Origin of the sequence: Pseudoxanthomonas mexicana (assembly GCF_001556105.1) — a bacterium.
Lineage (GTDB): Bacteria > Pseudomonadota > Gammaproteobacteria > Xanthomonadales > Xanthomonadaceae > Pseudoxanthomonas_A > Pseudoxanthomonas_A mexicana_A.
Map to the genome: position 1 here is coordinate 61,638 of NZ_LSIF01000095.1, position 12,724 is coordinate 74,361.

A 12,724-nucleotide genomic window follows, 5' to 3' on the forward strand; every position below is an offset into this window, starting at 1 on the left:
ACCGCAGAGACCGCCGCCGCAGGCGCGGCGCACAAGCCCGAGATTGTAAATCAAGCCCCCCTGATGCCGAAGCTGGACCGCTATCTCTTCCGGGAATTCACCCAGAGCTTCCTGGCCACCCTGATCATCCTGCTGATGGTCAGCGTGGGCGGTGTGATGGCGGACCTGCTGGGCGGTGTGGCCAACGGCAGGGTGCCGGCACGCCTGCTGCTGTCCCAGCTGGGCCTGCAGTTCATCAGCTACATGCCTTACATCATCCCGCTGGCGCTGATGCTGGGGCTGCTGCTGGCGTTTTCCCGTCTGTACCGGGATTCGGAAATGTCGGTCCTGACCGCGGCTGGCATCGGCCCACGCCGCCTGCTGCGGCCATTGATGATGTTGGTGGTGCCGGTGGTGATCGCGGTCGGCCTGTGTTCGCTGTGGCTGGGTCCGTGGGCGCTGCGTACCGCGCAGACCATGCTGGAACATGCCAATCGCAGCCTGGTGGTGTCCGGGCTGGATGCGGGCAAGTTCACCGTGCTGTCCAGCGGCGCGGTGGTCTATGTCGGCACGCTGTCGCCCGATGGCACCAGGCTCGGCAAGGTGTTCATGCATCGTGCGAACGAGGGCCGGATCGACGTGGTGACGGCGAAGTCCGGGCAGATGTTCTTCGAGGGCGAGCGCAACCGCTACCTGCGCCTGGACGATGGCTTCCGGGTCGAAGGCCCTGATGGTGCAGGCCTCGATTACCGGTTGATCCGCTACAAGGCCAACGAGGTCGCGCTGCCGGACCGCGCCGATACCATGGACAGGGACGACCCCGAACTGCTGACGACCCCGCAGCTGCTGTCCGACCCGCGTCCGGACGCGAATGCCCAGCTCCATGCGCGGCTGACGCCGCCGTTGCTGGCGCTCGCGTTCGCACTGCTGACCCTGCCGCTGTCGCGCAGTTCGCCGCGGCAGGCGCGCTATGGGCGGGTGATGCTGGGCTTCCTGGCCTACCTGGTCGGCATCAGCCTGATGTTCAACGGCACCCAGTTGCTGGCCGACGGCAAGCTGCCCGGCATGGCGGGGCTGTGGTGGCTGACCCTGCCGCTGCTGGCCGCAGGCCTGTGGTTCTACCTGCGTGACGGCCAGCTGTCGCGGCCGGGGAGGCGCGCATGAGGCTGTTGCCCCGCCTGCACGACACCTATGTGGGACGGGTCGTCCTGGTCACGGTGCTGCTGACCTGGGCGGTGCTGGTCGGGCTGGACGTGGTGATGGCGCTGTCCGGCCAGATCGGAGACGTGGGGATCGGCAACTACACCTTCGGCCATGCGGTCGCCTGGGTGCTGTACACCGTGCCGCGCCGTGCCTACACGATGTTCCCCACCGCCGCCGTGATCGGCTCGCTGATGGGTCTGGGCCAACTGGCGGCCAGTTCCGAACTGACCGCGCTGCGCGCGCTTGGTCTGTCGAGGTCGCGTCTGAGTGTCTCGGTGGCTGCCGCGCTGGCGATCCTGACTGTGCTGATGGTGTTCAGCGGCGAGACGTTGGGCCCCTGGGGCCAGCGGCAGGCCGACGTGCTGAAAATGGCCGCGCGCACCGGCAACGTGGCGCTCGACCGCTACTCCGGCCTGTGGGCGCGGGAGGGCAACACGTTCCTGTACGCGCAGAGCGGCGAGGAGAAGGACCAGGGCGGCGGCAAGGTGTCGCTGCAACTGCGTGACGTGCGCCTGTACGAGCTGGCCGACGATGGCCGGCTGGCGTCCATCGCGCACGCCGCCACCGCCGAACACCAGGGCGGCTACTGGCTGCTGAAGAACGTGCGCCGCACTACCTTCAAGGAACGCTCGGCCGTGCAGACGACCGTGCTGGGCGAGCGCTGGGAATCCGAGCTCGATGCGTCTGTGCTGTCGTCAAGCCTGGTGGGCGCGCGCAACATGCCCAGCCACGAATTGAGCCAGAACATCGACTACCGCAAGCGCAACGGCCTGGATGCGCGCGACTACGAGGACCAGTACTGGGCGCGCTGGTTCTATCCGATCAATGTGCTGGCGTTGTGCCTGGCCGCGATTCCGTTCGCCTTCGGCAGCCTGCGCAGCGGCGGCATGGGCAAGCGGTTGTTTCTCGGCATCGTGTTCGCGGTGGGCTTCTGGGTGCTGCAGACGATGTTCGTGCGGCTGGCCGGCGCGTTCCGGCTGGACTACCGCATCGCGTATGCGGTTCCACCCTTCGTCCTGCTGGGCATTTCCTGGCTGATGTTCCGGCGCAGGAGCCGCTGATGCCGGTCAGGCGCGCTTCGGCAGCCGGACCATCCGCGTGCCGCTGAAGCGGTCGTGGAAGGTCAGGCGGTCGCGATCCAGCCACGCCCACCAGAAACCCAGCCCGGCGGCCAGCGTCGACACCGTCGCCAGCGCATAGCGGCGCCAGAGCGTGGCGAGCGCGGGGGCGCTGCCATCGGGCGCGACGACCTTCAGTCGCCAGGGACGCATGCCCAGGGTCTGTCCGCCGCGGTGCCAGCTCAAGGTCGCGTATGCGCCCGCGACGCCCCAGCAGCAGAGCCACAGCAGCCACCACATCAGGCTGTAGGGCTCGATGTTGTGGCGGACGTTGTCGCTGATCACGACGTCGACGAGGACGAACGGGATGGCCGCGGCGATCCACATCGCCAGCACCGGCCAGACATCGTAGAGCAGCGCCAGCAGGCGCCAGCCGATCAGGGCGCGGCGTTTGTCGGGGGTAGGAGCGTGGTCCGTCATCGCGACAGGATACCGGCTAACCCTGGGCCGCCCGCTGTGGGAGCGACGTCAGTCGCGAATGCCGATCATCCCAGAGTGCAAGGAAGTGCCCTGCCCGAAGGCGTTATGCGCCGTCGCCGGCTCATTCCGCGACCGGCGTCGCTCCCACATGACCGAGTGCGCTTCGCCTAAGCTTCCCGCATGACCGCCCGCACGCCCGCCGATCGCCGCCAGCAGGCGAACGCCCTGCCACCTGTCCCCGACACCGATGCCGTCGACATCGCGGCCTTCCTCGATGCGATCTGGGCCGAAAGCGGCCTTGCCCGACCCACGCTCGACAGCTATCGGCGCGACCTGGAAGGCGTTGCGCGCTGGCGGAACGGCCGCGACGGTGGCCTGGCGGCGACAGACCGTGCGGGCCTGTTCGACTACCTGGCCTGGCGCACGCGCGAAGGCTATTCGCCGCGAAGCAATGCGCGCCTGTTGTCCACGCTGCGCGCCTTCTTCGCCCATCGCCTGCGCGGTGGCCAGCGTCGCGACGATCCCACCGCGCTGCTCGATCCGCCCCGCCTGCCGCGGTCGTTGCCGAAGGCGCTGGCGGAAACCGAGATCGACGCGCTGCTGGCTGCGCCGGACGTCGCCACGCCGCTGGGCCTGCGGGATCGCGCGATGCTGGAGCTGATGTACGCCGCCGGCCTGCGCGTCAGCGAACTGGTCACGTTGCCGGCGACGGCGGTCAACCTGAGGCAGGGCGTGTTGCGCGTTACCGGCAAGGGCAGCAAGGACCGGCTGGTGCCGTTGGGCGAAGAGTCGCAGCACTGGCTGGAAACCTACCTGGCGCAGTCGCGGCCGGCGCTGGCAGGCAAGCGCAGCGTGCCGTTCCTGTTCGTCGGCGCCACCGCCGAGCCGCCGAGCCGGCAACAGTTCTGGGCCCTGGTGAAGCGCTATGCGGTGATCGCCGCTATCGATCCCGTCCGGATCAGCCCGCACGGCCTGCGGCATAGTTTCGCCACCCACCTGCTGAACCGTGGCGCCGACCTGCGAGCCCTGCAACTGTTGCTGGGGCACAGCTCCCTGTCGACCACGCAGATCTATACGCTGGTCGCGCGCGAGCACCTGAAACAGCTGCATGGGCGCCATCATCCGCGCGCGTGAACCACGTCACGCTGGTGGATGGTTAAGCCGCCCCGACACCGCCCTGTGCCAGAATCGCGGCCTGTTCCTGCCAGCCAGCCGCCCTGCGGCCTATCCGGATGACCTTGATGCCCCGTCTGATCACCGCCGCCCTGTTGGGCGCCCTGAGCCTGAGCGCCTGCGCGCAGGCCCCCCAGCCGCCCGCGAAGGATACGGATACGGCCGCCGCCACGGCCGCTGCGCCAGCGCCGCAGCTGAAGCCGGGCCAGGGCGCGACCCCGGACGAGCGTGCCCGTTCCGCCGTGGCACAGCTCAATCCGCGGGCCAAGGTCGACTACGTGGGTGCCGCACCGCTGCCCGGCTTCCGCGAGGTGATCGCCGGCGGACAACTGCTCTACATCAGCGACGATGGCCGTTACCTGATGCAGGGCACCGTGCTCGACCTGCAGCGGCAGGAAGACGTGATGCAGAACAGCGTCGCCCTGGCGCAGTACCGCACCACGCTGATCGCCACCATTCCGCACAGCGAGAAAATCGTCTTCGCGCCGCCGAACGCCAAGTACACCGTCACGGTGTTTACCGATATCGCATGCGGTTACTGCCGCAAGCTGCACGAGGAAATCGCCGAGATCAACCGCCAGGGCATCGCGGTGGAGTACCTCGCGTTCCCGCGCATGGGCCTGGGCAGCCAGGACCACAAGGACATGATTTCCGTCTGGTGCGCCCCGGATCGCAAGCGCGCGCTGACCGACGCCAAGGCCGGCAAGTCGATCCCGTCGCGCGACTGCAAGAACCCGGTGACGATGGAGTACGACGTCGGCCAGCGCGTCGGCGTGAGCGGCACCCCGGCCATCTTCTCGACCGAGGGCATCCAGCTGGGCGGCTACCTGCCCCCGGCCGCCCTGCGGGCCAAGCTGGATGAACTGGCCGCCAAAAAGGCCCCGGCTGCTGCTGCCGGCGCCGCGCCCTGACCCGAACGAAGCCGGCCCCGCGCCGGCTTCGCTACAATAGCGGGCCCCGTCCTGACGGCACGCCCCCCACGGTTCCGGACATGATCGTCCTCGAAGGCCAATCGGCCTTGTCGCACTTCCGCCGCGCGCGGCTCGAATCCAAGCTCCAGTCCCTCGCTCCCCACGTCCGCGTCCTTGGCGCCTGGCACGTCTATTTCGTCGAAGCCGAGGCCGGCGCCACGCCGGACCTGGCCACGCTGCGCCGCATCCTGCAGGCCGGCGACCAGGACGGTGCGCTGGCCGACGGTGCGGTCTCGCGCTTCGTCACCCCGCGCCTGGGCACGCTGTCGCCGTGGGCCAGCAAGGCCACCGAACTGCTGCGTGGTGCCGGCCAGCCGGTGAAGCGCGTCGAGCGCGGCCTGCGCATCGACCTGCAAGGCTGGGATGACGCGCAGCCGGCGCTGGTGAAGGCACTGCACGACCCGATGACGCAATCGCTGCTGACCACGCGCGAGCAGGCCTCGGCATTGTTCACCGCGCCGACGCGCGGCGAACTCGAGCGCATCCCGCTGGCGCAGCTTGAAGCGGCCAACAGCCGCCTCGGGCTGGCGCTGGCCGACGACGAGATCGACTACCTGCGCACGCGCTACAGCGAACTCGGTCGCGATCCGTCGGACGTCGAACTGATGATGTTCGCGCAGGCGAACTCCGAGCATTGCCGCCACAAGATCTTCAACGCCAGCTGGACCATCGACGGCAAGGACCAGGACCGTTCCCTGTTCCGGATGATCAAGCACACGCATGCACAGACGCCGGAGCACACGCTCAGCGCGTACAGCGACAACGCGGCGGTGGTGGAGGGTTATCCGGCGGCGCGCTTCCGTCCCGACGGCAGCGGCCAGTACCGCATCGAGGCGACGCTGGATTCGGCGTTCTGCATCAAGGTCGAGACGCACAACCATCCGACCGCGATCGCGCCGTTCCCCGGCGCCAGCACCGGTGCCGGCGGCGAGATCCGCGACGAGGGCGCGACCGGCCGCGGCGGCAAGCCGAAGGCCGGCCTGACCGGCTTCTCGGTCTCGCACCTGCGCATCCCGACGCTGCCGCAGCCGTGGGAGGCGCCGCGCGCGCTGAACCCGCGCATGGCGCCGGCGCTGGAGATCATGCTCGATGGCCCGCTCGGCGGCGCGGCGTTCAACAACGAATTCGGTCGCCCGAACCTGCTGGGCTACTTCCGCAGCTTCGAGCTGCCCGAAGGTGCCGGCCTGACCCGCGCCTACGACAAGCCGATCATGCTGGCTGGTGGCCTGGGCGCGATCGACCGCATCCAGGTGGAGAAGAAGACGCTGTCCGCTGGCGACGCGGTGATCGTGCTCGGCGGCCCGGCGATGCTGATCGGCCTGGGCGGTGGTGCGGCCAGTTCGGTCGCCTCCGGCGAAAGCGCCGAGGAACTCGATTTCGCCAGCGTGCAGCGCGACAACCCGGAAATGGAGCGCCGCTGCCAGGAGGTCATCGACCGCTGCGTGGCGATGGGCGACGACAATCCCATCCTCTGGTTCCACGATGTCGGCGCGGGCGGCCTGTCCAATGCGATCCCGGAGTTGCTGCACGACTCCGGCGTGGGCGGCGTGATCGACCTGGCCAAGGTGCCCAGCGACGATCCCTCGCTGTCGCCGATGCAGCTGTGGTGCAACGAATCGCAGGAGCGCTATGTGCTCGGCGTGCCGCAGGCGCGGCTGGCCGAGTTCGCCGCCCTGTGCGAACGCGAGCGCTGCCCATTCGCCGCCGTCGGCGTGGCGACCAAGGAAGAACACCTGGTGGTCGCCTACGGCGCCACGCCGGGCAACATCCCGGCCGATGCGCCGATCGACCTGCCGATGGACGTGCTGTTCGGCAAGGCGCCGAAGATGCACCGCGACACCGCGCATCCGGCCGCACCGCAGTGGCCGTCCTTGCAGACCGCCGCGCTCGACCTGCGCGAAGCCGGCCTGCGCGTGCTCGCGCATCCGACCGTCGCGTCCAAGCAGTTCCTCATCACCATCGGCGACCGCAGCGTCGGCGGCCTGACCGCGCGCGACCAGATGGTGGGCCCGTGGCAGATGCCGGTCGCCGACTGCGCCATCACGCTGAGTGGCTACGAAGGCTTCGTTGGCGAGGCGATGGCGATCGGTGAGCGCACGCCGCTGGCGTTGCTCGATGCCGCCGCCGCCGCCCGCATGGCGGTGGGCGAGGCGATCACCAACCTGTGCGCCGCACCGGTCGAATCGCTGCACAGGGTCAAGCTGTCCGCCAACTGGATGGCCGCCTGTGGTCATCCGGGAGAAGACGCGCGGCTGTTCGATGCGGTGAAGGCCGTCGGCATGGAGCTGTGCCCGGAACTGGACATCAGCATTCCGGTGGGCAAGGACTCGCTGTCGATGCAGGCGCAATGGCACAGCGATGGCCAGGCACAGAAATCGGTGTCGCCGGTGTCGCTGATCATCAGCGCGTTCGCACCGGTCACCGACGTGCGCCAGCAGCTCACGCCGCTGCTGTCGCGCGATGACGACAGCGAGCTGTGGCTGATCGGCCTCGGCGCCGGCAAGAAGCGCCTCGGCGGTTCGGTGCTGGCGCAGGTCTACCCGCAGTCCGGTGGCGAAGGTCCGTGGCCCGCGTTCGCCGGCGACGACCGCGAGGAGAGCGTGCCGGACCTCGACGATCCGCAGCGCCTGCGCGACTTCTTCCACCTGATCGCCGATGCGCGCGAATCCGGCCTGCTGCTGGCCTATCACGACCGCAGCGACGGCGGCGCCTTCGCCGCGCTGTGCGAAATGGCGTTCGCCTCGCATCGCGGCCTGGACATCAACCTCGACGGCTGGGGTGACGACGCGTTCCGCACGCTGTTCGCCGAAGAACTCGGTGCGGTGGTGCAGGTGGCCGACGAGGACCGCGCCGCGTTCGCCGACCTGGTCGAACGCCATGCGCTCACCGAATGCGCACAGCGCATCGCACGCCCGACCACCGCATCGGTGGTGCGTGTGCAGCAGGATGGCGACGTGCTGGCGGAATGGCGCTGGGAAGAACTGTTCGATGCCTGGTGGTCTGTCACGCACGCCATGCAGAAACTGCGCGACAACCCCGACGCCGCCGACCAGGAGCACGACACCGCGCGCCAGTTCGGCCGCACCGGCCTGAAGCCGAAGCTCTCGTTCGATGCCGGCGACGACATCGCGGCGCCGTTCATCGCCACCGGCAAGCGGCCGAAGGTCGCGATCCTGCGCGAGCAGGGCGTCAACGGCCAGATCGAGATGGCGTCGGCGTTCGCGCGCGCCGGCTTCGATGCCTTCGACGTGCACATGAGCGACCTGATCAGCGGCCGCGTCGCACTCGACGGCTTCAGCGGCATTGCCGCCTGCGGCGGCTTCAGCTACGGCGACGTGCTGGGCGCAGGCCGGGGCTGGGCGACCTCGATCCTCGAACGCAGCGCGTTGCGCGATGCCTTCGCGGCGTTCTTCGCGCGGTCGGACACGTTCTCGCTGGGCGTCTGCAATGGCTGCCAGATGATGAGCCAGCTGAAGGACATCATCCCCGGGGCGCAGCACTGGCCGCAGTTCCTGCGCAACCAGAGCGAGCAGTTCGAGGCGCGCGTGGCGCTGCTGGAAGTGCAGGAATCGCCGTCGGTGTTCTTCCGTGGCATGGCCGGCTCGCGCATCCCGGTCGCGGTGGCGCATGGCGAAGGCCGCGCGTCGTTCGCCGGTGCGGTCGACCAGGCGGCTGCGCGCGTGGCGCTCCGCTACGTGGATGGCGACGGTGCGGTGGCCATGACCTATCCGCTCAATCCGAACGGCTCGCCCGACGGCATCACCGGCCTGACCAGCGACGACGGTCGCGCGACGATCCTGATGCCGCATCCGGAACGCACGCCGCGCAGCGCCAACCACAGCTGGCACCCGGCCGGCTGGCCGGACGATTCGCCGTGGCTGCGCATGTTCCGCAACGCGCGGGTCTGGGTGGGTTAGACGCTCGCGTTTCGCCACTGCGATCCGGCGGGGGAAGACGTGCGTCTTCCCCCGCTTTGTTTTTGCGGCGACGGTTCGGTACCGTCGCATGATCGGGTCAGGGAGGAGCGCGGCATGGGTTGGCTGGACCGTTTCAGGAAGCGGGGAAGCATCGTCACCCCGGCATCGGGGCCGGTCGCGGGTAGCGACGCACCCGGTAACGCGATGCCGCCCGATTTCAGGCTGCCGGCCTCGTTGGGGTTGCAGGACGGCGTCGAGGCCGAGCTCCGCGAGCGCGCGTGGCAATGGGTCGCGCGCGGCGACGATGACGCCGGTTCGTTCGTGGAGTGCATGGAGGACGACATCAGCGAGTGGAACCTCGACGAGGCCACCGTCGAAGCGGCGTTCGCTGCCGTCGCCGCAGCGAGGCGGGCCCAGCAGTCGCGGTGGCCGCCGGACGCGAAGACAGCGCTCACGCGTGCGTTCGAAGCGCTGGCCGGCCGCGGCATCGTGGCGCGCGAGCATTTCAGCTGCTGCGGCACCTGCGCATCCGGCGAGATCTTCGACGAGCGCGACGACAGCCGCACCTGGCGTGGCTACGTCTATTACCACCAGCAGGACACGGATCGGCTGATCGAGGACCGCAGCACGTACATCGGCTACGGAGCGTTCCTGGACGCATGGACCACGGAAGCCGAATGGAAGGCACTGCCGGAGGCGGAGCGGGAGCGCCGCCATGCGCAGATCGTGACGTCGCTGATGCGGGACGAGGTGATTCCCGTGCTGGAAGCCCATGGGGCCACGGTCGTCTGGGACGGCGACCTGGGCACGCGCATCCATCTGGCCAACGTGGATTATCTGGTCCGTCTTCCGTAACGCCCGGGCGACGGGATGCTGCCGACCGACCTGTTAAAGTCGGGCACCCGAAGGAGGCCTCACGTGGACGCAGCCGCGCTCGACAATCCGATTTCCGACGACGAGCGTATCGTCGCGGCGCTGCTGGCCCGCGGGCGCCTCAAGGAAGCCGACCTGGCGCGTGCGCGGCGGTTGCAGGAAGAAGCCGGTGGCGGCCTGCTGGCGCTGTTGTCGCGGCTGGGGCTGGTGTCCGAGCGCGATCACGCCGAGACCGTGGCCGACGTGCTCGGGCTGCCGCTGGTCACCGCGAAGGAGGCGCCCGACGCACCGCCGGAATCCGTAGTGCTGTCGCAGCGCTTCCTCAAGCAGTTCCATGTCTGCCCCGTGGGCGACGATGAAGCCCACATCGATCTGCTGATGGCCGACCCGCAGGATCGCTACGCACTCGATGCGGTGCGGCTGGCCACCGGCCGCGCCATCCGGCCGCAGGTCGCGTTGCGTTCGGAGATCAGCGACCTGATCGAGCGCTATTACGGCCAGGGCCGCAGCGCGATGGGCGCCATCGTCGAGAACGCGGATGGCGAGACCACCGCCGACCTGGACGACGTCGAACACCTGCGCGACCTCGCGTCGGAAGCGCCGGTCATCCGCCTGGTCAACCTGGTCATCCAGCGTGCGGTCGAACTGCGCGCGTCCGACATCCACATCGAGCCGTTCGAGAACCGGCTGAAGGTGCGCTACCGCATCGACGGCGTGCTGGAGGAGGGCGAAAGCCCGCCGGCCAACCTCACCGCGGCGGTGATCAGCCGCGTCAAGATCATGGCCAAGCTCAACATCGCCGAGCGCCGCCTGCCGCAGGACGGCCGCATCATGCTGCGCGTGCAGGGCAAGGAACTGGACCTGCGTGTCAGCACCGTGCCCACCGCACACGGCGAGAGCGTGGTGATGCGCCTGCTCGACCGCGAGACGGTGGTGTTCGATTTCAAGAAGCTCGGCTTCACCGATGCCTTCCTGCCGCAGTTCCAGAAAGTGCTGGAGCAGCCGCATGGCATCCTGCTGGTGACCGGGCCCACCGGTTCGGGCAAGACCACCACGCTGTACACCGCACTGAGCAAGCTCAACACGCCCGACGTCAAGATCATCACGGTCGAGGACCCGGTCGAGTACCAGATCGAAGGCATCAACCAGATCCAGGCGAAGCCGCAGATCGGACTGGACTTCGCCCACGCGCTGCGCAGCATCGTCCGCCAGGACCCGGACATCATCATGATCGGCGAAATGCGCGACCTCGAGACCGCGCGCATCGCCATCCAGTCCGCGCTGACCGGCCACCTGGTGCTCAGCACGCTGCACACCAACAACGCGGCCGGCGGCATCACCCGCATGCTCGACATGGGGGTGGAGGACTACCTGATGACTTCCACCATCAACGGCATCCTCGCCCAGCGCCTGGTGCGCCGGCTGGAGCCGACGCATGCGGAGAAGTACGCGGCATCGCCGGAGGAGATCGAGAAGTTCGGCCTGCGCCGCTTCCAGCCGCAGGGCGAGATCTTCCTGTACCGCCCGCGCGGGTCGGCCATCGCGCCGACCGGCTATCTCGGCCGCACCACCATCGTCGAGTTCCTGGTGATGAACGACGGCATCCGCCGCGCGATCATGCGCCACGCCGGCATGGGCGAAATCGAACAGTTGGCGCGCGAAGGCGGCATGCGGACCATGTACGAGGATGGGATCGTCAAGGCGATGTCCGGCGAAACCACCATCGAGGAAGTGCTGCGCGTCACCGAAGAGGGCTGAGGCGATGAACAGGATGTTGGCAGGAACCCTGTTGGTGGCGATGTGCGCGATGCCGGCCATCGCGTCGGCGGCGAAGCCCGCGCCGAAGACGCTGGCGCGCGGCGAACTGCCTGCGGGATTCGCGATCGGCACGGCATCGCCGTCGCTGGCGCTGCAGGTCGAGGTCGTGGACGGCAAGGTTGCCACCTCCGCGCCGGCCGGTGATACGCCGGGCAACCTGCGCGCCGCACGCAGTGGCGACGCCACGCAGACCACGCTGATGGTCAGCAGCACGCTAGCCGAGGCGGTCAAGTTCGACCTGTACGTCTCGCTGGACGGCGAGCGATTCACCTACGCCAGCAGCTGCGGCGTCACGCCGGGCATTTCCTCGTTCGAGATGTGGGAACAGCCGGTGAAGCTGTTCGCACTCGGCAATCCGCGCGTGCTGCCGAAGGGGCGCATGGCCTGCGACTGACGCCGGGCATCCGGAAAAAGAAAGGGCCCGGCAATGCCGGGCCCTTCTTCATTGCCGCAGAGAACTTACAGGTCGATACCGAAGCCGACGCCGGCCGACTTCTCGTCGCCGCTGAACGCACCGCCGATGCTGAATGACGCGCGTTCGCCGATCGGCTTGGAGTAGCCCACCGACAACGCATTCTGGCCGTTCTGCCAGCCCGCGCCCACGGCGACCCGTCCACGCGGGCTGCGGCTGCCGGCCGCGTTGATCGCCATGTTCAACATCGCAGAACTCATCGCGCCCATCCGGTTGAGGCGGCGGTCCTGGTCGGAGAAGCGACGGTCCACGTCACCGCGGAAGGCGTTGAAGTCATCCTCCAGCGCCTTGACCTGGAAATCCGCGTACGCCTTCGCGCTGCTCAACGTGCTGGCCGAGGACTGGTCGGTATAGGACTGTGCGCTGCTCAGCGTGTTGGCATCGCCCGCATCGGCGTAGGATGCGGCCGCAGCGGGGACGTCGGCTGCCGCGGTGGCGTCGGTCGGTGCCGCGGCCGCCGGCTGGCCACTGACCACCGCGCCGCTGCCGGCGGTGGGCGGCGGTGCACTGGCGGATGCCGTGGTCGTCGTGTTGCCGCTGCTCAATCCGGTGTACATGCCATACAACTCGTTGAGCTTGGCGTCGACGGCGGTGAATGCCGCGCCCACATTGTTGTACGACGTGCCCTGGATCGTGTAGCTCGGCGCGATGAAGACGCCGCCCGAAAAGCCGGCGCCGCCGCCCAATGCACTGGCCACGAAACTCAGCTGCGACATGTTCACTGCGTCGGTGGCCCGGGTACCGGCGGCGACATTGGTGATCTGCCGTTCGCTGCCGGCG

General features: G+C 68.7%; 10 protein-coding genes. 8 read left to right on the top strand and 2 right to left on the bottom strand.

The genetic code is table 11. The features are described 5' to 3' along the window. Positions 1-63: 63 nt before the first annotated feature. Positions 64-1,143 (top strand): LPS export ABC transporter permease LptF, encoded by a 1,080-nt coding sequence (gene lptF / locus AX730_RS16775; RefSeq protein WP_062358348.1) that lies wholly within the window; start codon positions 64-66, stop codon positions 1,141-1,143. Next, positions 1,140-2,243: an LPS export ABC transporter permease LptG gene (gene lptG / locus AX730_RS16780; protein ID WP_062358349.1), complete on the top strand. Its 1,104-nt coding sequence runs from the start codon at positions 1,140-1,142 to the stop codon at positions 2,241-2,243. Before lptF ends, lptG begins: the two co-directional genes overlap by 4 nt. Positions 2,244-2,249: 6 nt before the next feature. Here the strand turns inward: lptG and AX730_RS16785 are convergent, their stop codons facing one another. Beyond that, positions 2,250-2,720 (bottom strand): RDD family protein, encoded by a 471-nt coding sequence (locus tag AX730_RS16785; protein ID WP_062358350.1) that lies wholly within the window; start codon positions 2,718-2,720, stop codon positions 2,250-2,252. A gap of 180 nt (positions 2,721-2,900) precedes the next feature. Here AX730_RS16785 and xerD point away from each other — a divergent pair, with 180 nt between their 5' ends. The 6 genes from xerD (at position 2,901) to AX730_RS16815 (ending at position 11,866) form a co-directional block, all read left to right on the top strand. Beyond that, positions 2,901-3,854, top strand: a complete 954-nt coding sequence (gene xerD, locus AX730_RS16790; RefSeq protein ID WP_062358351.1) for a site-specific tyrosine recombinase XerD — start codon at positions 2,901-2,903, stop codon at positions 3,852-3,854. Between the two features lie 107 nt (positions 3,855-3,961). After that, on the top strand, positions 3,962-4,804 hold the full coding sequence (locus AX730_RS16795) for a DsbC family protein (protein ID WP_062358361.1): 843 nt from the start codon (positions 3,962-3,964) through the stop codon (positions 4,802-4,804). A gap of 80 nt (positions 4,805-4,884) precedes the next feature. After that, complete coding sequence (gene purL, locus AX730_RS16800; RefSeq protein WP_062358352.1) at positions 4,885-8,781, top strand: phosphoribosylformylglycinamidine synthase; 3,897 nt, start codon at positions 4,885-4,887, stop codon at positions 8,779-8,781. A gap of 114 nt (positions 8,782-8,895) precedes the next feature. After that, positions 8,896-9,636, top strand: a complete 741-nt coding sequence (locus AX730_RS16805; RefSeq protein WP_157074319.1) for a DUF6891 domain-containing protein — start codon at positions 8,896-8,898, stop codon at positions 9,634-9,636. A 63-nt stretch (positions 9,637-9,699) separates the two neighbouring features. Then, positions 9,700-11,412: a type II secretion system ATPase GspE gene (gene gspE, locus AX730_RS16810; protein ID WP_062358354.1), complete on the top strand. Its 1,713-nt coding sequence runs from the start codon at positions 9,700-9,702 to the stop codon at positions 11,410-11,412. 13 nt (positions 11,413-11,425) lie between these two features. Next, positions 11,426-11,866 carry a hypothetical protein gene (locus AX730_RS16815; RefSeq protein ID WP_062358355.1) on the top strand — a complete coding sequence of 147 codons (441 nt, stop codon included), beginning with the start codon at positions 11,426-11,428 and terminating at the stop codon, positions 11,864-11,866. 65 nt (positions 11,867-11,931) lie between these two features. Here the strand turns inward: AX730_RS16815 and AX730_RS16820 are convergent. Beyond that, a partial coding sequence (locus AX730_RS16820) for a YadA-like family protein (RefSeq protein WP_198147234.1) occupies positions 11,932-12,724 on the bottom strand: 793 nt, incomplete at its 5' end.